Annotated in this window: 15 protein-coding genes; 7 read left to right on the top strand and 8 right to left on the bottom strand. The window is 62.8% G+C overall.

Annotation, left to right across the window (positions count from 1 at the left end; all coding sequences use genetic code 11):
• Nucleotides 1–667 precede the first annotated feature (667 nt).
• Entirely contained in the window at nt 668–1,111 is a 444-nt protein-coding gene (locus tag J2W46_RS28030) for a DUF6088 family protein (protein ID WP_310358098.1), read from the bottom strand.
• Nucleotides 1,112–1,604: 493 nt separating this feature from the next.
• On the opposite strand from J2W46_RS28030, the gene J2W46_RS28025 reads away from it, so the two are divergent.
• The 5 genes from J2W46_RS28025 (at nt 1,605) to J2W46_RS28005 (ending at nt 11,888) form a co-directional block, all read left to right on the top strand.
• A complete protein-coding gene (locus J2W46_RS28025) occupies nt 1,605–2,057 on the top strand; it encodes a helix-turn-helix domain-containing protein (protein WP_310358095.1) in 453 nt (150 codons plus the stop codon).
• A 703-nt stretch (nt 2,058–2,760) separates the two neighbouring features.
• The gene (locus J2W46_RS28020) at nt 2,761–3,597 is read left to right on the top strand and encodes an IclR family transcriptional regulator (RefSeq protein WP_214878966.1); all 837 of its coding nucleotides are present in this window, start codon (nt 2,761–2,763) and stop codon (nt 3,595–3,597) included.
• Between the two features lie 385 nt (nt 3,598–3,982).
• Nucleotides 3,983–5,416 (top strand): MdtA/MuxA family multidrug efflux RND transporter periplasmic adaptor subunit, encoded by a 1,434-nt coding sequence (locus J2W46_RS28015; RefSeq protein ID WP_310358090.1) that lies wholly within the window; start codon nt 3,983–3,985, stop codon nt 5,414–5,416.
• An 18-nt stretch (nt 5,417–5,434) separates the two neighbouring features.
• Nucleotides 5,435–8,569, top strand: coding sequence for an MdtB/MuxB family multidrug efflux RND transporter permease subunit (locus tag J2W46_RS28010; protein ID WP_020071469.1), 3,135 nt, complete (start codon nt 5,435–5,437; stop codon nt 8,567–8,569).
• 4 nt (nt 8,570–8,573) lie between these two features.
• Entirely contained in the window at nt 8,574–11,888 is a 3,315-nt protein-coding gene (locus tag J2W46_RS28005; RefSeq protein ID WP_310358087.1) for an efflux RND transporter permease subunit, read from the top strand.
• A gap of 128 nt (nt 11,889–12,016) precedes the next feature.
• Here J2W46_RS28005 and J2W46_RS28000 read toward each other — a convergent pair whose 3' ends face one another.
• The 3 genes from J2W46_RS28000 to J2W46_RS27990 form a co-directional block, all read right to left on the bottom strand.
• Nucleotides 12,017–12,481: a hypothetical protein gene (locus J2W46_RS28000; RefSeq protein ID WP_310358085.1), complete on the bottom strand. Its 465-nt coding sequence runs from the start codon at nt 12,479–12,481 to the stop codon at nt 12,017–12,019.
• Between the two features lie 22 nt (nt 12,482–12,503).
• Entirely contained in the window at nt 12,504–13,067 is a 564-nt protein-coding gene (locus J2W46_RS27995; protein WP_087750335.1) for a peroxiredoxin, read from the bottom strand.
• Nucleotides 13,068–13,296: 229 nt separating this feature from the next.
• Nucleotides 13,297–14,634 (bottom strand): EAL and HDOD domain-containing protein, encoded by a 1,338-nt coding sequence (locus tag J2W46_RS27990; protein WP_087750336.1) that lies wholly within the window; start codon nt 14,632–14,634, stop codon nt 13,297–13,299.
• 296 nt (nt 14,635–14,930) lie between these two features.
• Between J2W46_RS27990 and J2W46_RS27985 the strand changes: the two genes are divergently transcribed.
• Together J2W46_RS27985 and J2W46_RS27980 are read left to right on the top strand one after the other, a co-directional pair.
• Nucleotides 14,931–16,745, top strand: a complete 1,815-nt coding sequence (locus J2W46_RS27985; RefSeq protein WP_310358082.1) for a putative bifunctional diguanylate cyclase/phosphodiesterase — start codon at nt 14,931–14,933, stop codon at nt 16,743–16,745.
• A gap of 91 nt (nt 16,746–16,836) precedes the next feature.
• Nucleotides 16,837–18,294, top strand: coding sequence for an HDOD domain-containing protein (locus J2W46_RS27980; RefSeq protein ID WP_020071463.1), 1,458 nt, complete (start codon nt 16,837–16,839; stop codon nt 18,292–18,294).
• Between the two features lie 130 nt (nt 18,295–18,424).
• Here the strand turns inward: J2W46_RS27980 and J2W46_RS27975 are convergent, their stop codons facing one another.
• From J2W46_RS27975 to astB, 4 genes are all read right to left on the bottom strand, one after another.
• Nucleotides 18,425–19,804 (bottom strand): EAL and HDOD domain-containing protein, encoded by a 1,380-nt coding sequence (locus tag J2W46_RS27975; protein ID WP_310358080.1) that lies wholly within the window; start codon nt 19,802–19,804, stop codon nt 18,425–18,427.
• 382 nt (nt 19,805–20,186) lie between these two features.
• A complete protein-coding gene (locus J2W46_RS27970; RefSeq protein ID WP_088175212.1) occupies nt 20,187–20,987 on the bottom strand; it encodes an ABC transporter substrate-binding protein in 801 nt (266 codons plus the stop codon).
• Between the two features lie 279 nt (nt 20,988–21,266).
• Nucleotides 21,267–22,319 carry a succinylglutamate desuccinylase gene (astE, locus tag J2W46_RS27965; protein WP_310358077.1) on the bottom strand — a complete coding sequence of 351 codons (1,053 nt, stop codon included), beginning with the start codon at nt 22,317–22,319 and terminating at the stop codon, nt 21,267–21,269.
• Entirely contained in the window at nt 22,303–23,643 is a 1,341-nt protein-coding gene (gene astB, locus J2W46_RS27960; protein WP_020071459.1) for an N-succinylarginine dihydrolase, read from the bottom strand. The genes astE and astB overlap by 17 nt, the downstream gene beginning before the upstream one ends.
• Between the last annotated feature and the right edge of the window lie 2 nt (nt 23,644–23,645).

Below are 23,645 nucleotides of genomic sequence, written 5' to 3'. Positions count from 1 at the left end.
GCCTGCGCATATTCCTCAGCGTCGCCATCCGAGAGCAGCATCACGATGGCGTCAGGGTTTGCGTCGCGTAATACGTTCATTAGGTCGATGACCCTCATGAGTCTGCTCCTCCTTTTGCCAAGGTCCGTAGAAGTCGGCCTATTGCTTGGCCCGCAACGGCCGCACTCAACGGAACAAAATTGCAAGCAACAGCCAGTTCTCGCTCAGAATCTGTAAGCGCATGTGAGTCATGACGCCGCCCTGAAAATTGCTCGCGTAATCTCGATGACGTCATCCCCCAACGAGAAGCGTATCGGGCCGACACCAGCAAGCGGGCTGTCAATAACGGTGCTGCGGGGCGTTGCATATGCCGTGCTTCTCTGGCATGCGACGTCGATGCGAATGGTCGCTAGGACGCGGTCTTCGCAGTCGGAGTCAGGAAGCGTTTGATGGACGAAAATGGTGAAGCGGGAGGCCACGGGATACGGACCACGCGGCGACGGATGTTCAAGCGCATCTGCGGCTCGCTTCCATATCGAGCCTCCCATTCCCACCGATGTTCCGTCGCACACAACGCTTAAGGTGTCTCCGTCACAGTCGCCCAGGTACACGGACACGTCCGTCTGGACACCCGTGATATCTCGTAGCGAAGTTGGGTCTTCGGACACCGATACTTTGTCTGCAGCCATCACTTCGTGTCCTTGCGCTGCTTCGCAGTTGGTCGCTCATACATGGGAGTCTTGCTTCCACCCTGGATTTTCCGGCCGATGAGCCGGCGCCCTGTCGCCATTGGAAGCATCGGCAATTGTGTCGACAGGCCAAAGGTGAATTCGGCCGCGAGCGTCCCGAGGCTCACCTTGATGCGAAGCTTTCGGACCGCCTCGGCAGCGATTACCTCGAACGGAGCAGCGGGCGCCAGTTGCCCGGAAAACTTATTCAACCTTGTTTTCGCGTACACACCCGAACCGACTCTTACCAACGCTCCGGCCTTGACCAGTGTTGACAGCACGCGACTGAGTTGCAAGGGATGCCCCAAATCAGATAACTCCGACCTGAGAATCACGACGTCTGGCCCCCGCGGATTGAACGCATTACCCCTGTCCCTTAATCCCGACTTGCCTGCCGCGGTCATCAGTGCCTTCCCTCTCTGCGTGAAGGAAGCAGTTCCCGCGTCCGGCTCAGCGCCCGGGATGCAACGCCGACGTCTGAGAACCGCTCGCGGCACAACTTTTAGCCGCTTTAACCCGAAACACAAGGAGACGCAGGAAGGTCGTCGGACGATGTGGCCTCACCGGAATGCTGCACTTTCGCCCATTACCCTTGGCCGATTAAAGGGTTAGTACTCGGTCGATTTGCAGAGTCCGCTGCTTTCAATACTTGCTCGATTGACGCCCCGAAACGCGAGCTAAACGTGAGCCATCCAACTCGCCAAGTTTGTATACCACTACAAAAGGATGTTTAAGTCAAGAATTCGTCGGGTCTCCTTACGCATTGAATCTATGACCCAATTCGATTCCTTCGCAGTTTCCGCTCGATAAGTTCGGCGCCTTTCTTAGCACGAAATTTGGTCACACGTTTCTTGGATGTAGACGGCGATGTGACACCTAAATAGAGTCGTGGGCTCTATGACGAAACCCACTCCTGCCCGAGCGTTGCTTTCGGAAAACCTAAAACGCTACCGCACACGCCTCGGCGTGTCGCAGGTGGAACTGTCGCTCGCCGCCGGCTTGGCGCGAAACACGGTGTATTACATCGAGAAGAAGTCGCCCAGCGTGCACCTGGAAACGATTGACCGCCTGGCCATTTCACTGGACGTCGACCCATGCGTCCTGCTTTCGCAGGAATCAGCTGCGACCGACGGCCAGTACCAACCGCGACCGCTCGCAGATTGCGTGGTCGATAATCTGAGGAGATTTCGGGCCCGCCTGAATTTGACTCAGGAAGAGGTGGCAACGTCGGCTGGACTCGCGCGGAATTATGTTTACAAAATCGAAAGAAAACACGTGAGCGTTACGCTGGACACCATAGATGCAGTCGCTCACGCTCTCGGCGTTCTTCCGTGGCAACTGCTAGCTTAATTTTCAGGCTTTGTCATAGAGTGACCCGCAGTTCGCCGGGGACCGCGTCGGGGTTACTGTCTATCTGACCTAACGCACATTCGCGGGGCACCGCTGCCTGCTGAAATCCGCGCGGGATTAGGTAGTTTGCTTCACGTTCCATGATGGCTCGCCACTCACCAATGCTGCGGCGCACAATAAAGTTCGTGATTGGCGCAAACTTTAGAGTGCATAGACCGCCCATCTATCTTTGGCGCAAACTTTGTTGTGTGCTCATAAGAGCAAAAAAAAGGCGTCACGTTACCGTGACGCCTTGAAAAGTTCTAGCCATTCCGAGGGCCGTGCTAGAACCTGAGAGAAGGTATTTCGAAAAATTGGCGGGGTGACCAAACGCGCTTGAGCGGTGTCGAACACAGACGGCGCCAAGCGACGAGTATCAAAGTAGGCAGACCACTACAGTCTCCGAGCCGCCAAAACTGAAAGGCAAAAAACGCGACCCCTGACACCCGCTTTCGAAATGAGGTTCCATTTTTTCCGGTAATGCTGACTTAGTCAAGCAAAATCTCGGAACCTTCGGCGCGGCGTCGGAAATTATTTCGCTACAATGATCAGATGAAGAAAATCCGGGGCGTAGCAACCTTGTGCGATGGGCGTTTCAAACCGTACGCCTCACCGTTAAGCGCCCCTCTGAGCCATTAATCTGAAATAACGTTTCACAATTCACATGAACCCACGCACGCGACTCAATACTTTCGCCGACCCCGTCAAGGAAAAAGACGGCTCCGGCGACGAAGTCACCGCGCTGGCCCGTGGTCTGACAGTGCTCCGCGCGATTGCCGCCGCAGACGCGCCGCTCAGCAACCGCGAGTTGACCGAACTCACCGGCATCCCGAAGCCGACCGTCTCACGTATCACCGCGACGCTCGTGGGCACCGGCTTTCTATTCCGGTTGCCGGACAGCGAGCGCTTCGTGCTGACTTCGTCGGTGCTGGAACTGAGCAATGGCTTTCTGCGCAATTTCGACATTCGCGCGCGCGCCCGCCCGTTTCTGATCGAACTCGCGGAGCGCACCCGGCTCTCGGTGCATCTCGCCGTGCGCGACCGGCTCGACATGGTGGTGATCGACGTGATCCGGCCACGTTCGGCCGTGCTCGTGTCGCGCCTCGAAGTCGGCGCGCGGATGAGCCTGAGCCGCACTGCCATCGGCCGCGCCTACCTGGCGGCGCTCGACGAGCCGGAGCGCATGAAACTGCTGACTGGTTTGCAGGCCGCCGAGGGCGACGACTGGGGCCACGTCGGCGGCCGGCTCGAAACGGCGCTGCAGGAAACCATGGAGCGCGGCTTCGCGATCGCGACCGGCGAATGGCACGACGGACTGAATGCGATCGCGCTCGGCTTCACCGGCCCGTCCGGCGAGCGGTACGCGGTCAACTGCGGGGGCTCCGCCGACCAGTGCCCGCGCGACTGGCTCATCAACCGTGCCGGACCCCACCTGCTCGATTGTGTCGCGCGAATCGTGCTGGAGATCGGGGGAACGCCGGGGCGCCGTCTCGACAACTGAACAGCAGGAGTGCCGCAAACGCACTGCCCGCCCCGCGCAGCGGGGAGCCATTCCACATCGTGTAACCGGCGTAATCAAACGAAAAATACGCGGGTGGACTGTTACAGAGCGCGGGACGTAGGATCATGCATTCCTGTCGCGGAGCCGCCCGCGCGGTCGGGCTTCAGGCCGTCCGGCACGGTGCGCCGAATCCCCGAGCGCACGCGTGTCCCGCAGCACTGTGCATGCATCGTAGGCCACGTCTCAGGTAGCATCGCGCTGAACATTTGCGGACCGACCGCTGTCGAAACCGCCTGTCGTGCGATCCGCACGCATCAGGCGCCACGCGCCGATGCGGCACAATCGCGCGAACGCCTCACTTCCAAGCCAGTCACTGACCGAACCGATGGACGAACAACAACAGCATTCGGAAACTTCACGCCCCACCGCTCCGGTTTCCCCGACGCCCGCCAGTGGCGGGCCTGACCGTCCGTTGCATAGCCGCGATAAGCGGGACACGCCGCCCGCCGCCGTCAAATCGCATCGCGGCCGCAATATCGCACTCATCGTCGCCGCGCTCGCGATTCTCGGCTTCGTGCTGTGGCGCTGGCATCCGTGGGGCTCGCCGGACGGCGCCGCCGCACCGGGCGCGAGCGGCGCACATAGCGGGCGCTCCGGCCGCGGCGGCCCGGGCGGCATGGCAAACATGCCGCAACCGGTCCACGTGGCCACGGCGACGCAAGGCGAGATGCCGGTTGTGTTGACTGCGCTCGGCACCGTCACCCCGCTCGCCAGCGTGACGGTATTGCCGCAACTGAGCGGCACGCTGCAAGAGGTGTATTTCAAGGAAGGCCAGATGGTCAGGAAGGGCGACCTGCTCGCGCAGATCGACCCGCGTCCCTACCAGATCTCGCTCAGCAACGCCGAAGGCACGCTCGCGCGCGACGAGGCGCTGCTGCAAACCGCGCGTCTGGACCTCAAGCGCTATCAGACGCTGCTTTCACAAGACTCGATTGCGAGCCAGCAGGTCGATACGCAGGCATCGCTCGTGCGCCAATATGAAGGCACCGTGAAGTCCGACAAGGCCAACGTCGACACCTTCAGGCTCGACCTCGTTTATGCGCGAATCACCGCGCCAGTGTCGGGGCGCGTCGGCTTGCGGCAGGTAGATCCCGGCAACTACGTGACGCCGAGCCTGACCAACGGCATCGTCGTGATTACGCAATTGCAGCCGATCAGCGTCATCTTCACGACCTCCGAAGACAACCTGCAGCAGATTCTCGAGCAGGCGCAATCCGGCACGAAGCTCTCGGTCACCGCGTACGACCGCAGCAACACCACGTCGCTCGAAGGCGGCACGCTCGAAACGCTCGACAACCAGATCGACACCACGACCGGCACCGTCAAGCTGCGCGCGATCTTCCAGAACAACAAGAACCTGTTGTTCCCGAATCAGTTTGTGAACACACGCTTGCTCGTCAACACGATCAAGGACGCAGTGATCGTACCGACATCGGCTGTGCTGAACGGCTCCATGGGCCAGTTCGTGTACGTCGTGAAGCCTGACAACACCGTCACGGTGCGCCCGGTGAAGGTCGGCCCCGTCGACGGCGAGCGCACCAGCATCAAGTCGGGTCTGCAAGTGGGCGAGCGCGTCGTGATCGACGGTTCGGACCGCCTGAAGGAAGGCGCGAAGATCACGATTCCGGCGGACAAGCCGCGCGGCGCGCGCGGGGCCAGCGGTGCCAGCGGTGCAGCCGCAGCTACGGCCTCGGGTGCCTCCGGCGCCTCGGCTGCACGCCCGCATCACGGCAAGCACGCCGCGCAAGCTTCGCAATAAGGGCACGGCACTTACCGCATGAATCCATCCCGCGCCTTTATTCTGCGCCCCGTCGGCACCGCGCTGCTGATGGCGGCGATCATGCTGGTCGGTCTCGTCGCGCTGCGCTTCTTGCCGCTCTCAGCGCTGCCGCAGGTCGACTATCCGACCATCCAGGTGCAAACGTTCTATCCGGGCGCGAGCCCGGACGTAATGACGTCGTCGGTCACCGCGCCGCTCGAACGTCAATTCGGGCAGATGCCCTCGCTGAATCAGATGTCGTCGCAAAGCTCGGCCGGCTCGTCGATCATCACGCTGCAGTTCAGCCTCGACCTGCCGCTCGATATCGCCGAGCAGGAAGTGCAGGCCGCGATCAACGCGGCGGGCAACCTGCTGCCCTCCGACCTGCCCGCGCCGCCGATCTACGCCAAGGTCAATCCCGCCGACGCGCCGATCATCACGCTCGCAATCACGTCGAAAACATTGCCGCTCACGCAGGTTCAGGATCTCGCCGACACGCGTCTTGCGCAGAAAATTTCGCAGGTCGCAGGCGTGGGCCTCGTGAGTCTGTCGGGCGGCCAGCGGCCGGCCGTACGAATCCAGGCGAACCCGCGCGCGCTCGCCGCTTATGGGTTGAATCTGGACGACTTGCGCACCACGATTTCGAACCTGAACGTCAACACGCCGAAGGGCAACTTCGACGGCCCGACGCGCAACTACACGATCAACGCGAACGACCAGTTGACCGACGCCGACGCGTACAAGAGCGCGGTGGTCGCGTACAAGAACGGCCGTCCCGTGATGCTGACCGACGTCGCCACCATCGTGCAGGGCGCGGAGAACACCAAGCTCGGCGCATGGGTCGACGGCACGCCCGCGATCATCCTGAACGTGCAGCGCCAGCCGGGCGCGAACGTGATTCAGGTCGTGGACAGCATCAAGAAACTGCTGCCCCAGTTGCAGCAATCGCTGCCGGCCGCACTCGAGGTGCAGGTCGTCACCGACCGCACCACCACGATCCGCGCTTCCGTGCGCGACGTGCAGTTCGAACTGGCCATGTCGGTCGTGCTCGTCGTGCTCGTCATGTACCTGTTTCTCGCCAACGTCTACGCGACCATCATTCCGAGCCTCTCGGTGCCGCTCTCGCTGATCGGCACGCTCGCGGTGATGTATCTGTGCGGCTTCTCGCTGGATAACTTATCGCTAATGGCATTGACGATCGCGACCGGCTTCGTGGTCGACGACGCAATCGTCATGATCGAGAACATCGCGCGCTATGTCGAGGAAGGCGAAGCGCCGCTCGAAGCCGCGTTGAAAGGTTCGAAGCAGATCGGCTTCACGATCATTTCGCTGACCGTCTCGCTGATCGCCGTGCTGATTCCGCTGCTCTTCATGGGCGACGTCGTAGGCCGCCTGTTCCATGAATTCGCGATCACGCTCGCGGTGACCATCGTCATTTCGGCAATCGTGTCCCTCACGCTGGTGCCCATGATGTGCGCAAAACTGTTGCGCCACACGCCACCGCACGAGAGCCACCGCTTCGAGGCGCGCGCACACCGCACGATCGACTGGGTGATCGCCCGTTATGCGGTCGCGCTCACGTGGGTCCTGAGCCGGCAGCGCGCCACGCTGGTCGTTGCGGTGCTGACGCTCGTGCTGACCGCGTTGCTCTACGTGTTCATTCCCAAGGGCTTCTTCCCGGTGCAGGATACGGGCGTGATCCAGGCGATCACACAGGCGCCGCAGTCAGTGTCGTATGCGTCGATGGCTGAGCGCCAGCAGGAACTCGCCGCGCAGATTCTGAAAAACCCGGACGTGGAAAGCCTGACCTCTTTCATCGGCGTGGACGGCAGCAATATCACGTTGAACAGCGGCCGTATGCTCATCAACCTGAAGCCGCGCGACGACCGTAGCAGCACCGCGAGCGAAGTGATCCGGCAACTGCAACGGGACGTCGCGCATATCGCGGGCGCGTCGCTGTACATGCAACCGGTGCAGGATCTGACGATCGATTCGACCGTGAGCCCCACGCAGTACCAGTTCATGTTGACCGACCCGAACATGAGCGAATTCACGACCTGGGTGCCGAAGCTCGTCGAGCGGTTGAAGCAGTCGCCGGAACTCGCGGACGTCGCAACCGACCTGCAGGACAACGGTCAGTCGGTCTACATCGAAATCGACCGTGCCACTGCGTCGCGTTATGGCATCACGCCCGCCACCGTGGATAACGCGCTTTACGACGCATTCGGCCAGCGCATCGTCTCGACGATTTTCACGCAGTCGAACCAGTACCGCGTGATCCTGGAAGCGCAGCCCTCGATGCAGCACTACACCGAGTCGCTCAACTCGATCTATCTGCCCTCTTCCACCTCGTCGGGCGGACAAGTGCCGCTCTCCTCGATCGCGAGATTCATCGAAAAACCGGCTCCATTGCTCGTCACGCACCTGAGCCAGTTTCCCGCCACGACGGTGTCGTTCAATCTGGCGCCAGGATCGTCGCTCGGCGCGGCCGTCAAGGCAATTGGGCAGGCGGAAAAGGACATCGGCTTGCCGGCCTCGTTCCAGACGCGCTATCAGGGCGCGGCGCTCGCGTTCCAGGCGTCGCTATCGAACGAACTGTTCCTGATCCTGGCGGCCATCGTCACGATGTATATCGTGCTCGGCGTGCTGTATGAGAGCTTCATCCATCCGATCACGATTCTTTCGACGCTGCCTTCGGCAGGCGTGGGCGCATTGCTCGCGCTGCTGATCACGGGCCACGACCTGGACATCATCGGCATTATCGGCATCGTGCTGCTGATCGGCATCGTGAAGAAAAACGCGATCATGATGATCGACTTCGCGCTTTATGCGGAACGCGAAGAAGGCAAGGCGCCGCGCGAAGCCATTTATCAGGCGTGCCTGCTGCGCTTCCGGCCGATCCTGATGACCACGCTCGCCGCGCTGCTCGGCGCGCTGCCGCTGATGCTCGGCACCGGCGCCGGTTCGGAATTGCGTCGCCCGCTCGGTATCGCGATCGCGGGCGGTCTGATCGTCAGCCAGTTGCTGACGCTCTTTACCACGCCGGTGATTTACCTCGCGTTCGATTCGCTGGCCCGCCGCACGCGCGAGCGCTTCAACCGCGGCGGTCCATCGGCGGGCGCAACACCGCCCGCCACGGACGCGGGGAACTGATGCGATGAACCTGTCGCGTCCGTTTATCTCGCGCCCCGTCGCCACCACACTGCTGGCAATCGGCATTGCGCTGTCCGGCATCTTCGCGTTCACGAAGCTACCGGTTGCGCCGCTCCCGCAGGTCGATTTCCCGACCATTTCGGTCCAGGCATCGTTGCCGGGCGCGAGCCCGGATACGGTGGCGACCAGCGTGGCGAGTCCGCTCGAACGGCATCTCGGTTCGATAGCCGACGTCACGGAAATGACGTCGACGAGTTCGGTCGGCTCGACGCGCATCACCATGCAGTTCGGTCTGAACCGCAACATCGACGGCGCAGCGCGCGACGTGCAAGCGGCAATCAACGCCGCGCGCGCCGATCTGCCCGCGAGCCTGCGCAGCAATCCGACTTATCACAAGGTCAATCCGGCTGACGCGCCGATCATGATTCTCGCGCTTACGTCGAAAACGCTCACCACCGGCCAGCTCTACGACTCGGCGGCCACGGTGCTGCAGCAGTCGCTGTCGCAAGTGGACGGTGTGGGCGAAGTGGACGTGAGCGGCTCGGCGAATCCGGCTGTTCGCGTCGAACTGGAGCCGCAGGCGCTCTTTCACTACGGCATCGGTCTCGAAGACGTGCGCGCGGCGCTCGCCGCGGCCAACGCGAACAGTCCCAAGGGTTCAATCGAGTTCGGCCCGAACCGCGTGCAGATCTATACGAACGACCAGGCGAGCAAGGCGTCGCAGTATCGCGACCTCGTGATCGCCTATCGCAACGGCTCGGCGGTCAAGCTGTCGGACGTGGCGGAAGTCGTCGATTCCGTCGAAGATCTGCGCAACCTCGGGCTCTTCAACGGCAAGCGTTCGGTGCTCGTGATCCTGTACCGCCAGCCGGGCGCGAACATCATTGAAACCGTTGACCGCGTCACGGCTATGCTGCCGCAACTGCATGCGTCGCTGCCGGCCGACGTCGACATCTCGCCCACGTCCGACCGCTCGGTCACGATCCGCGCGTCGCTGAAAGACACCGAGTACACGCTGATGATCGCAGTCGCGCTCGTCGTGATGGTCGTGTTCCTGTTCCTGCGCAACTGGCGCGCCACGCTCATTCCGAGCGTAGCGGTGCCGATCTCGATCATCGGCACGTTCGGCGCGATGTACCTGCTCGGCTTCTCGATCGACAACCTTTCGTTGATGGCGCTGACTATCGCGACGGGCTTCGTCGTGGACGACGCCATCGTGGTGCTGGAAAACATCTCGCGTCATATCGAGAACGGCGTGCCGCGCATGAAGGCTGCATTCATCGGCGCTCGGGAAGTCGGCTTCACGGTCATGTCGATCAGCATCTCGCTCGTCGCCGTGTTCCTGCCGATTTTGCTGATGGGCGGCATCGTGGGCCGGCTGTTCCGCGAGTTCGCGCTGACGCTGTCGCTCGCAATCGGCGTGTCGCTGATCGTCTCGCTCACGCTCACGCCAATGATGTGCTCGCGCCTGCTGCGCGAGCCCCGCGAACAGAAAGAGGAAGGCCGTTTCGGACGCTGGCTCGAACGCGGTTTTGCGTCCATGCAACGCGGCTACGAACGCACGCTGGGCTGGGCGCTTCTGCATCCGCGCCTGATCCTCACCATTCTGCTCGCGACCATCGGCCTGAATATCTGGCTGTATATCATCGTGCCGAAGGGCTTCTTCCCGCAGCAGGATACCGGGCGGCTCATCGGCGGCATTCAGGCGGATCAGAGCACGTCTTTCCAGGCCATGAAAGGCAAGTTCGCGGAGATGATGGAGATCGTCAGCAAGAACCCGGCCGTGGATAGCGTGGTCGGTTTCACGGGCGGGCGGCAGACCAATTCGGGCTTCATGTTCGTGTCGCTCAAATCGAAAGGCGAGCGCAAGCTTTCCGCCGATCAGGTGATCCAGCAACTGCGCGCGCCGCTTGGCGACGTGGCCGGCGCACGCACGTTCCTGCAATCGGTGCAGGACATCCGCGTGGGCGGCCGGCAATCGAATGCGCAGTATCAGTTCACGCTACTCGCCGATTCGACGCCCGACCTGTACCTGTGGGGACCGAAGCTCACCGAGGCGCTGCAGGCGCGCCACGAACTGACCGACGTGAATTCCGACCAGCAGCAAGGCGGACTCGAAGCGATGGTGACCATCGACCGCGCGAGCGCGTCGCGACTCGGCATCAAGCCCGCGCAGATCGACAACACGCTGTACGACGCATTCGGTCAGCGCCAGGTATCGACGATCTACAACCCGTTGAACCAGTATCACGTGGTGATGGAAGTCGCGCCGAAATACTGGCAGAGCCCCGACATGCTGAAGCAGATCTACGTCAGCACGTCGGGCGGCAGTGCGAGCGGCGCGCAGACCACCAACGCGCCTGCGGGCACGGTGACGAAGGCGACCACCACGTCGTCCACGAGCGCCTCGGCGGGGGGCACTGCGGGCACCACGGCGTCGAGCGCCGCGACGATTGCGGCCGATTCCGCGCGTAACCAGGCGATCAATTCGATCGCCGCGAGTGGCAAGTCGAGCGCTTCGTCGGGCGCGGCCGTGTCGACTTCGAAGGAAACCATGGTGCCGCTGTCGGCAATTGCGAGCTTCAGTCCGGGCAATACGCCGTTGTCAGTGAACCACCAGAGTCAGTTCGTGGCCTCGACGATCTCGTTCAATCTGCCGCCCGGCGTATCGCTGTCCACGGCAACCCAGGCGATCTACGAGACCATGGCGCAGATCGGCATGCCGGCGACGATCCACGGCAGCTTCCAGGGAACGGCGCAGGCCTTCCAGCAATCCATGTCGGACCAGCCGATTCTGATTCTGGCCGCTCTCGCTGCGGTGTACATCGTGCTCGGCATCCTGTACGAGAGCTACATTCACCCGCTGACCATTCTGTCGACGCTGCCCTCGGCGGGCGTGGGCGCGCTGCTGGCGCTGCTGCTCTTCAAGACCGAGTTCAGCATCATCGCGTTGATCGGCGTGATTCTGCTGATCGGTATCGTCAAGAAGAACGCGATCATGATGGTGGACTTCGCTATCGAAGCGTCGCGGCAAGGCCGCTCGTCGCGCGATGCGATTCACGAGGCGTGCCTGCTGCGTTTCCGTCCGATCATGATGACGACGTTCGCGGCCATGCTCGGCGCAGTGCCGCTCGCGTTCGGCCGCGGCGAAGGCGCAGAGTTGCGCGCGCCGCTTGGCATTGCGATTGTCGGCGGGCTGATTGTCAGCCAGATGCTGACCTTGTACACGACACCGGTGGTCTACCTTTACATGGACCGGATTCGCGTTCGCTGGGAGTCGAGGAAAGCGCGCAGAAGCGGGATTGCTCCGTCTGCGTGATGCATGGCGTTGTGCAGTTGTGGCGTTGTGTGGCCACAGCGTCGCGCATGCGCGGGGGCACAGCGGTTGAAGCGGCAGTGCCGCCGCTTCATCGCTGCTTCATCGCCTCTCCACCGCCCAAAACGGCCTCAAAGTTTCTGGTCGATAGCAAGCAGAAAAATGCGCCGCCATTGCTTCGCTTGCCCTTCGCTTTGCATCGGCAAGTGCCACACGCCATGCGCGGCATCCTTCACTTTCAGCGCAACCTGCCATTGCGCGCCGTCGCGCTCGATGTCGGCTCCGAGCAGATCGGCAAAGATATACGCGCCCTGCTCCGAGCCGAGATAAATCTCACACAGACGCTTGCCCGACGCGAGCCGCACCGAGCCCCAGGTGCCGTCGAGCCGGTGCGTCCAGTCGCCGTCGCGAATATTCGGTGCAACTTCCTTGCGGCGGCGCAACCAGTACGCGACGGCGGCAATCAGCAGCACCGCGGCCAGCACCGCCGCACCGACGGCGACCGTCGTGCCGAAGGCCGACTGCAATCCATAGAATGCGCGCACCGCGCCATAGACCAGCGCAATCAGCGCCAGTAGCGCAACAATAATCGGCATGGCGAGTTCCCGACGATGAGCCTTAAGGCTGCTTGTGCGTCGCGGCCCAGTCCTTCACGGCCTTAAGCGTATTCTCGACGTGCTTTTCCGGCGACAAGCTCGTGTATTCGTAGATGATCTTGCCGTCAGGCGCGATCACATATGAGACGCGATTGGCCATCGAACTATGCATCGGCAAGCCCGCGTCGTATGCGCCAATCACTTTCGACTCCGCGTCCGCGGCAACCGGGAATTTGCTGCGGCACTCGCTCACCGAGAATTTCGTCAACGTGTCGATGTTGTCGTGCGACACGCCAATCACCGTCGCGCCATATTTCTTGTATTCGTCGACGGCCTCGGCGAATTCATGAGCCTCGATCGTGCAGCCCTTCGTGAAAGCGGCCGGGTAGAAGTACAGCACCACCGGTCCCTTCTTCAGCTCGTCGGCAAGCGAATAGGTGTACGTCTTGCCGCCCAGCGACGCCTGCGTGGTGAACTGCGGTGCCGCATCGCCCGGCTTGAGTGTCGCGTTCGCCGCCAACGAATACGCGGCGAAGGCCACCGACACGGCAGCGGCCAGCGCCGCCGGTATGAATTTTCTTGTCATCTGCTGATCCTTTGAGCGTTGATGCACACGATTCCGGCGACGAGTCTACGGCCTCGCCGTCCGGCGTGACCACGGTCGGCCCGGCACGATCCGGGCGCCTTCCAGGCGGCAGCCCGGAACAGACCTAAGCGGCAAAGCCGGACATGTCCGACCGGCCCTGCGCTCTATTGGACCACGTACACGCAGAATACGTGCGCCGCCCCTTGCAGGATGCAAACAACGGCGCGGATCAGGCGGCCGCTTCTTCCACGTGCGCGCCAAACCACGCGGCCGCGGAGAGGTTGAGCTCGGCGAGTACCTCGGGCGTAAGCGCGGCGAATTCCGGCGGCGCATCGGGTCCGAGCGCGATCGACGCCGCGTCGCCGCCTTTGCCCGCCAGCTCCGCGATGCGCAACAGCGTGCCGAGCGCTCCGTGATGCGTGACGATTGCCTCGCGGATTTGCGGCGCAAGGCCGAGCTTTTCCAGCACCGCCTTCGGCGTGCTGCCGAGCAGCACATGTACGAGCGAAAAAATCCCGGTCATGAACGCGGCATCGGCGAATTCGTCGTCGGCGGGACGCATCCAGCCTGCCGCCAGTTCCATGAAGCGCGAACGGGTACCGGCCAGTTGCACGAGCGGATCGGCGCGCCACGGCAGATCGCCGCTGTCGGCATAAAGCAGCAGTTGCGCCCAGCGCGCGATCTGGCGCGTCCCCGTCGCGATGATCGCCTCGCGCAACGACGCGATATTGCGCCCAAGACCGAATGCACTCGAATTGACGAGCCGCAGCAACTGGACGACCACGCTCGGGTTCAGCTTCAGTTCGGCTTCGAGCTCGACGATACCCGCATCGCGCGACAGTAGCGCGAGCAGTCGCAAAAGGCTCGGACGCGGAGACCGGTTGCGCGGCGCGGCCAGCACCTGGGGCCGCGCAAAGAAGTAGCCCTGAAACAGATCGAAGCCGAGATCGCGGGCGAGCGCGAAGTCCTCGCGTGTCTCGACTTTTTCGGCTAACAGCGTCTTGCCGTAGCCTCGCATGGCGGCGGCGAGTTCAGGCAGATCCGCTCGCTTCGTCTGCAAAAAATCGATCTTGACGATGTCCGCATGCGGCAGCATGGCGAGCAGTTCGCCGGACAGTTCGCTGACGTCGTCGAGCGCGACCTGGAAACCGCTGCGCCTCAGTTCGTTCAGCCGGCGCGCGAGTTGCGCGTCGAACTTCACTGTTTCGAGGATCTCGAGCACGAAGCGTTCGGGCGGCATGACGTGAACAATGTCGTCGAAGAGCATCGCCCGATCAATATTCACGAAGCCGCGATGCCGCCCGAGTACCGCGGGCACACCGATTCCGCCGAGGGCGCGTGCCACGACCTGCGCCGTCGCCTGAGCGTCGTCGGTAATTTCCGCATAGTTGTGGGCGCCGGCCCGGAACAGCAGTTCATAGGCGTTGAGCGCGCCCTGTCGATCGAGGATCGGCTGGCGGCCAAGATAGACGAACTGGGGCGCGGACGCCCGCTCGGCATCCTCGCTGGACGAGTCACGCGCCTCGATGCGCCGGGCAGTGGCACGGACCAAATGAAGTTCAGACATGGATCATCGGTGCAGCTTGTCGGAGTGTGGCGCGGCAGCGGCGCACCGCCACCGCACAAGGGGTTTGCCGTATTAACGGACGCCGGGTCGCCGCACTTTAACCCAATCGCCGGAACGCCCGGCCATGGCGGCCCGCCGTGCCTTACGAAAAGTTTTTCCCGGTCGCCGGCTAAAGATTTCAGGGCACGGGCCGTTATCTTGTTCTGATGGGGCGGCCTGATACCTTTTGACCGCCTTCACCAGGCGAAAAGCAAGCCGCTCCGCCTGCAGACGAACACAGGTTGCCAGCGACAAACATGGAAGCGAACAGGATCACCGCGCCCCGCCGGGGCTCCTTGCGCACGGTCGTCGACCGGCTTCTTGCGCTTGGCCGTCGCGTGGACGACACGCCGCAAGCAGCCCCGCCTCAGCCGCCGCAACTGGAACAGGTGGTGGGCGCCGTCGATCTGCTCGCGCACGTGGACACCGAACTGCGCTTTATCTATGTGTCCGACGCGAGCCTGCGCTTTATCGGCTATCACCGCGAATATCTCGAGACGATCACGCTGCATGAACTGGTGGCCCAGGCCGATGTGCCGCGCCTCGACGCGCTGCTTGCCCGCGCGGCGGCTTCGGGCAACGTGGAAAAAGCCACGCTCGGGCTCATCAAGTCGCTCACCTACCCGATCACCGTGGAATTGCGCGTGGTGCGCAGCAGCCACAATGGCATCAGCGGCTATGCGATTGCCGGCTTCGACGTGTCCGCTTGGCGTGCGAGCGAGGAGCGCCTCATCCAGGCACTGCATCTGGACCGCCTGACCAACCTCGCCAATCAGTCCGCGCTGATTCCCGCGGTGCTCGAGGCGCAACGGCAAGCCGACGCGCACGGTACCCCGGCCGCGCTGCTGCTGCTCGACATCGACGATTATCAGCGCGTGAACCGCGCGCTCGGCTACGATGCCGGCGACGAGATGCTGCGCGACACTGCGCGGCGTCTGATGAACATGACGAGTCCGAGCGAAACCGTGGCGCGCGTGGCGAGCGACGAGTTCGCGATCCTCGTGAAGCCCGCTGCGAACCGCACCGACGCGGCCGCCGCCGCCGAAACGCTGGCCCGGCGCCTCTTGACCGCGATCCAGCAGCCCTATGTATTCAGCGGCCAGCAGGTGCATCTTTCGGCGAGCATCGGCATCGCGCTGTATCCGGATGTGCGCCACGCCAACGACACCGCCGCGCATGACACGCATCTGCTGCGCTGGGCCGACCACGCGTTGTTGCAGGCCAAGGCGGCCGGCGGCAATACGCTCGCGTTCTACGTGCCCGATGACAATCCCGCCGACGCGGAGCGCCTGAAGCTGGAGGCGGATCTCTACGACGGCGTGCGCAACGGCGAGTTCTCGCTGCATTTCCAGCCGATCACGAGCAGCCGCACGCACGGCGTGGTCGGGGTCGAGGCGCTGATCCGCTGGCTGCATCCGGTGCACGGTCTCGTGCCGCCGTCGATGTTCATCCCCCTCGCGGAGTCGATCGGCCTGATCAACTTCCTCGGCAACTGGGTGCTGAAAATCGCGTGCATGCAGTTGATCCAGTGGGACGCCAAGGGTATTTCGCTTCAATACGTCGCCGTGAACGTGTCGCCGCAGCAGTTCCGCGATCCGCGTTTCAAGGACGCCGTGCGCGAAGCGATCAATCTGACCGGCATCGACCCGCGGCGCCTCGTGTTCGAGATTACCGAAAGTCTGCTGATGCACGACCCCGCACATGCAAAGGTGTTGCTGGAGGATTTGACCGCCATGGGTATCCGCTTTGCCGTCGACGATTTCGGCACTGGCTACTCAAGCCTGGCTTACCTGCAACGGTTTCCCCTTGCAAAGCTCAAGATCGACAGGAGTTTTGTCGAGAATCTGCTAACCTCCCGAAACGACCAGGCGATTGTCAGCGCGGTGGTCGGCCTCGCCCAGACACTCGACCTGGAACTGGTCGCGGAGGGCGTCGAAACCGAAGCGCAGCGCGCCCTGCTGACCGAAATGGGATGCGACCACATACAGGGCTGGCTCGTCTGCCAGGCGTTGCCTTCCGACGAACTGGCGCAGCGTTTCGAAGCGCGCTCGCTTCACCTGCACAGCGCCTAGCAGTGCAGGTGAAGCGCTTACGCAGCGGCACAAGCCGGCTTCAGGCCGGCGTGGCATTCATTGGAACATGTATGGCTTTTGCGGGACTCACATGGTAAAGGCGGCTGTGCTCGACCGGCTGTGGACGCGAATGAGCGAGCGCGGCGATTTCCCCATGCTGTCGCAGTCGTTGCGCACCACCATGGCGGCGATGAACAACGACGACCTCGACTTCACCGGCCTCGTGCAGGTCGTGCTCTCGGACTTCGCGCTCACGCAAAAGGTGTTGCGGCTCGCGAACTCGGCCATGTATATGGCCTTCGGCGGCAATATCACCACCGTGTCGCGCGCGCTGATGGTGCTCGGCATGGACGCGGTCGGCCATCTCGTGGTTGGCCTGAAGATCGTCGATCACTTTCATCACAGTGCGCCGCGCCGCATCGACGCGAAGCTCGAACTGAACCGCACGCTGCTCTCGGGCTGCGTCGCGCGCAAGCTGACCGAGCGCGGCGATCTGCGTGCCGGCGAGGAAGCCGTGGTCTGCACGCTGATGCGGCAAATCGGCAAGCTGCTGGTGGTCTTCTATCTCGACGCGGAATGGGATCAGATTCGCCGCCACATCGACAGCGGCACGCAGGAAGCGGACGCTTGTGTGCTGGTGCTCGGCGTGACGTTCGACGAAATTGGCGCCGAAGCCGCAGTGCGCTGGCGCCTGCCCGACATGATCCGCTCGGGCATGGGCGAGTTCGATCCGCAGGACACGGAGCAACCGCGCCAGGTGCAGTGGCTGCGCGCGATCACCAATTATTCGACGGCGGTCGCCGACGTCCTCACGCAGCAGAACGTGCCCGACTTCGAGCGCGAGGAACGCATCGCCGAACTCGCCCAGGAATATAGCCACGCGCTCAACACCGATCCCGAAGTGCTGCTCGAAATGAGCGTTGCGCTTGCCCGCGAGGAAGGCGGCGACGGCGTGATGCGCGAAATCGTCGAGCTGCGCGCGAATGCTGACGCGATGGCGCGCGAGGCGCTGAATCCGGAAGCGCGCATTGCAGCAGGTGTCGAAGATCTGCGCGCCCTCCCCGACACCAGTTCGCTCGCGCCGGCCCTCGGCATGGCGTCGGAAACGGTGCTCGCGGCGCTTGGCTTTGCGCGCACGGTGGTGTTCGTCAAGCACAGCAACGGCACCTTCCGCGCGCGCCTGGGTCTGGGCCCGAAAATCGATGCGGCGCTGCCCAAGCTCACGTTCGGTTCGGCCTTCGAGCCCGACGTGTTCCACCTCGCCATAGCGAATTCGGTGGGCATCTTCATCGAAAATGCGCGCGATCCGAAAATGGTCGCGCGTCTGCCGGAATGGTTCCGCCGCTCTTTCGACGACGCCCGCGCCTTCGTGCTGTTACCGGTGGTGGATGAGACCGATCAGACGGTCGCGCTACTTTACGGCGACTGGTCTCACACTCAGGAGCCACGGCGCATCTCGCAGAAAGAGATGAGCGTGCTGAACGAACTGGCCAAGGAGTTAGGCCGTTTTTTCGGCCTGGGGCAGATGCGGGAAATGGAGACGATGTAAAGACGTGGCGTGATCGTTGATCACGGTACGTGAGTCTCCTGCTTCTGCATTTGCCCGACGCCTGATTTTGCAAGTCAGATTCGCGATGCCGGCTTGCGCTGCATGCCGGCATCGCTCGAATTTCTGAGCTTCAATCCTCGATTCTTTCCAGACCTTCCGCGCTGCGGTCCGCAACGCCCGCCCATGCGCCGGCGGCGAGTCCCATTTGAGCGACCTCTTCCACCGTCAACGGCGCAAGATGTGTGCAGAGTGCGGCAAGGTCTTCCCACGAGCCGTTTTCCAGCGCCTCGACAGTGTCGAGCAACAAACCGAGCGCGCCCTCTCGTTGCAGAATCGCCGCCTGGATCGGACGCGACAGCGTGAGCACATTCAACGTGCTTTCCAGCGAGCCGCCGAACACCGCGTCGACGAATGAAAACACACCCGTCAGAAACGCCGCGTCGGCTTCGTCTCGACCGGCTTCGGGCAAGCGTTCGATCGCCAGTTCCATGAAACGCGCGCGGGTCGCCGCGAGTTGCAGCAGGGGATCGTCTTCGAGCGCGACCTTGCGGCCGTCGGCATAGAGCAGCAACTGCGTCCAGCGTGCGATCCGGTCGGTGCCGGTTGCGTTGATCGCCTCGCGCAGCGTGGTCACCTTATGACCGACTGCGAGCCCGCTGGAATTCGCGAGCTTCATCAGATGCATCACCAGCACGGGATTGAGCTTGAGCTCCGCTTCGAGTTGCGCGACCGTCGGGTCGCCCGCGAGCAGTTGCAGCAGATTCAGCAGCGCGTGGCGTGGCGCACTAACGCGCCGGGTCAGTGCAGTTTGCGGGCGTGCGAAGAAATACCCCTGGAAGCGGTCGAAGCCGAGGCCGTGCGCCGTTTCGAAGTCGGCTTGCGCGTCGAGCCCCGATGCGATCAGCAGCTTGCCCGCCGACTTGAGCACGCTCGTCAGCTTCGGCAATAGCGCGGCGGGTGCACGCGTGATGTCGATCTTGATGGCTTCCGCATAGGGCAGCAGTTTCGCGAAAGTCTCGTTGGGCTGCGTCACTTCGTCGAGCACGAATCGGTAGCGACGCCCATGCAGGAGCACGATGCGCGCAACCAGTTCGTCGTCGACTTCCATATTGGGCGGCAGCTCGAACAGGAAGCGCTCGGCGGGCAACCGCTCGATTGCGTCGTCGAACAGCATGTCCCGGCTCATGTCGATGTACGCCGGATGCCCGGTCAGTGCGCCGCGCACGTTGCTTTGCGTGAGGCCGCGGATGATCGCTCGCGCTACGCGTTGCGCCGGCGTGGGCGCGCGGCCTGCCCTGGCGCCTGCGTTGTCCGCGTTGCTTTCAGCGTCGAGGTCGTGATCGAGGTCGGGCAGCGGTTCCGGCGGCAATTCCGGCGCGCGTATCTTGAGCTCGTAACCGCACAGCATGCCGTCCCGATTGAGGATGGGTTGCCGTGCGAAGCTGGCGTTCAACTGCTCATCGTCCGTGGCGCCCGCATGGCCCGGATTTTCGACTGCAATGGTGCTCATTCTGGTCCCCCGCGACGCGCCGCCCCGGCGCTTGTTGCTGTTTTGGCTGTCTTATTGCTGCTGCTTATGTTGCTGCTTATGTTGCTGCTTATGTTGCTGCTTATGTTGCTGCTTATGTTGCTGCTTATTTTTGCTGCTTATTTTTGCTGCCGCTTATGCCCGTCTTGTCGCTGTCCTGGCGTCGCACCGTACAGATTGCGACTGATTTATCGTTTGCGACGGCAGCACGCCTGGCGATTCTAGCGCAGGCAGTCTTGCACGGGCATGTCGAGAAAACAATATCCGCAAAAATTTCGTAAGAGCAGAGAACCGGTTTTCTAACCCGAAATAAAAAACGGCCGCAACTAGCGGCCGTTCCTCTCAGGTGTAGCGCGGCGACGCGTTACTTCAGCACCACTTTCACGTCGAAGTACTTCGCCGCGAAACGGTCGATCGTGCCGTCTGCCTTCAGTTCCTTCAGCGCCTGGTTCAAGGCGTCCTTCAGCGCTGCATCGCCCTTGCGGATGCCGAAGCCGACGCCCGCGCCGAGCAGCTTCTCGTCGCTGACAGCGGGACCGGCGAATTCGAAGCCCGCGCCTTGCGGCTTCTTCAGGAAGCCCTTCGACGCCGCCTCAGCATCCTGGAACGATGCGTCGAGCCGACCGGACGCGAGATCCGCATAAATCTGGTCTTGCGTCTGATACGGCACGACGTCGACACCCGCCGGCGCCCAGCGCGCCTTCGCGTAGGTTTCCTGGATCGTGCCCTGGAGCACGCCGACATGCTTACCCTTCAACGATGCAGGCGTCGGCAGCAGGCCACTGCCCTTCTTCGCGATCATCTGATTCGGGATCGTGTAGATCGGGTCCGTGAAATCCACTGCCTGACGGCGCTGGTCCGTGATCGTCATGTCCGAGTTGATCGCGTTGAATTTGCGCGCCTGTAACGCGGGGATCAGACCATCAAACGAATTCTCGACCCACACGCATTTGGCCTTCAGCTTCGCGCAGACAGCATTGCCCACGTCGATGTCGAAACCCTGTAACTCGCCCGAAGGCGACTTCGATTCGAACGGCGCATACGACGCCTCTACACCGAAGCGCACTTCCTTGATGTCCGCCGCCACTGCGGAGCCTGCCGTTACTGTCGCCGTTGCGGTCGCGAACAGCGCGAGCGCGGCCGTGTTTCGCCAATTCATCTTCATTGCGGGTGTTCCTCTACGGTATTGAACAAGACGGAGCCGAATCTGGACAGGCATGATTGCCGCGCCAAAAATGCGATTCAAACTCGTGCGGCCGATGTGGTGCAGCGCAGCAGCCGCGAGGCGGGGATTGTACAGGCGCGCGCGCCGCGCCCGCGGACAACCGAGCCAAACCTCCAGGCGGAACGCAAAGTCAGGTGCACATTCAAACCTGCAACTTGATGTCGCGTGCACGCAAAAACATCTGCACCGATGCAGCCGCCGTTCATGCGGATCGCGCCGTTAGACGAGCTTGGCCAACGTGTCGTGCGTGGTCTCTATCACCATCAACCCGGCACGCAAGCCGGGCTTGACCGTCGCGTTCGGAAACACGAGCCGCTCCTCGTCGTGTTGCACGACGTACCGATAGTCGCCATCACGCGCGAGCAACGTGCCCTTGCCGAACGGCGTGAAGTTGGCGACGTCGGGCGCGACCAGCAATTCGAACGCTTCGCTCGGCTTTGTGATCTGGTCGATCACCGTGAAGGCGCGAGGCAGTTCCGCCTGCTCGCGGCCACTCGTGCCCGCGAGCAGATGACGCAAGGCCTCGTCCGCGCCGGCAAAGCGCGTCAGGTCGTTCTGGCCGAACGGGCGCACTTTGCCCAGTTCGAGTGTGCATGCTTCGGCTTCGCACGCCTGCGCGGTGAAATGCGAATACGTATTGCCCTTCGTGGTGTGCAAAAGCACGGCACTGATGCGCGCCTCTGCAAGCCACTCGAACATCGCACGCGAAAACGGCCTGCCGGTATGCGGCAGCAACGCGAAGCGCTCGAACGCGGACGCGCGGATTGCCGTGTGCATGTCGATGTGCCACCGTGCTCCAGGCTGCCGCGATGCGGTGGCGAAGAACTGCGTGGCCGCCTGTTCGAGCGCGGCCGCGCGCGGCGCTTCGTAGCTGTGCGGCAACTGCAGATGCCGGCCGCTGAAGAGGCGGTTGAGATCGTCGTCGCGATAACGGCATGCGTCGCGCATTGCATCGACATTGCCGAGAATCACGAGCAGGCGGCACGTCAGCGCGGCCTCGCCGCGCGCTATGTCGCGCACGAGGTGAGACAGCAGTTCGATGGGCGCGGTCTCGTCGCCATGCACGCCCGCCGACGCCAGCACGCTGCGCGTGTCCGCCGTAATTGCCGCAGGCTCCATCAACAGAACGCCGTCGTCGAGCCACGACCAGCGCACGCCGCCGCCACACGTGCCGTGTGTTTCGTTCGCGGAAGGCCGCGTGCCCGCGAGCGTGTACGCGAGGAAATCGTCCAGCATCGCGTGCTGCGCGTGGCGCTCAGCGCTGGAAGTCATAAAGCGACCCGAGTCCGAGAATCTGGGTCAGTTCGTCGAGCGCGCTGCGCGATTCGACGAGCAGTTGCGGATCGGTCAGATCGGCCGGGGCGAGACGGTCGCGATAATGCTTTTCGATCCACGAATCGAGCCGGCCGAACAACGTGTCGTCGATCCACACGCCTTGTGTGACCGCCGCGCGCTCTGCGTCGCTCAGCACGACACGCAGGCGCAGGCAGGCAGGACCGCCACCGTTTTTCATGCTTTCGCGCAGGTCGAACACGAGCACGTCGTCGATAGGACCCGTATGCGATGTCAGATCGTCCAGGTAAGCAGCCACCCGCGGGTTCTCGCGGCACTCCTGCGGCACCACCAGAACCTGCTTGCCGTCGGGCCGCGTCAGCAACTGGCTGTTGAACAGATACGACGAGACCGCGTCTGCCACGCTCACTTGCGCGTCGGGCACTTCGATCACATTGAACTGAGCCTTCAGACCCGCGAGCTTCGCGCGCAATTCGTCATACACCGCGTTCTGCTCGACGAACGCAAGCTCATGACAGAACAACGTATTGCGATTGCCGACCGCGATCACGTCGTTATGAAACACGCCCGCGTCGATCACCTCCGGGTTCTGCTGTGCATACACCGTGGCCTCGTCCAGCAAGCCGTGACGGTGCGCAACCGCGCGGCTCGCCTCGAACGTTTGACGCGCGGGGAAGCGCTTCGGCTCCGGCCCACGACGGTACTCGCTGCGGCCATACACGAAGAATTCGACACCACGGGTGCCATATTCGGAACAGAAGCGCGTGTGATTCGCCGCGCCTTCGTCGCCGAGCGCAGGCGTGCCGGGCAGCGCTTCGTGCACCGCGAAGCGATCGGCGTCGCTAAAAATGGCGCGCAACGTGCGGCGCGTCGATTCGTGCTCGATCGCGCGATGCAGCTTGCTGCACAAGTTGGCCGGCGTGAAATGCACGCGGCCGTCGTGCGTGTCGGCGGACGGACTCACCGTCGCGGCATTCGCGGTCCACATCGCCGACGCCGAACTTGCCGCGGCCAGCAACTCAGGCGCGTTTTTCGCCACGCGCGCGATCACCGTCGCGTCGTCGCCGGAAAATCCCAGCTCGCGCAACAGACGCATCGACGGGCGTTCCTGCGGCGGCAACACGCCCTGATGAAAGCCGAGATCGGCCAACTGCTTCATCTTGCGCAGGCCCTGCTTCGCGGCCGCCTTCGGATTTGCAACCGACTTCTCGTTGTTCTGCGACGCGACGTTGCCGAACGACAGCCCCGCGTAGTTGTGCGTCGGGCCGACCAGACCGTCGAAATTGGCTTCAGTGGCTTGCATCG

Origin of the sequence: Paraburkholderia strydomiana, from assembly GCF_031456815.1 — a bacterium.
Taxonomy (GTDB): Bacteria; Pseudomonadota; Gammaproteobacteria; order Burkholderiales; family Burkholderiaceae; genus Paraburkholderia; species Paraburkholderia caledonica.
Note: the sequence above shows the minus strand (reverse complement) of the source record. Positions and strands in the feature narration are given on the sequence as shown.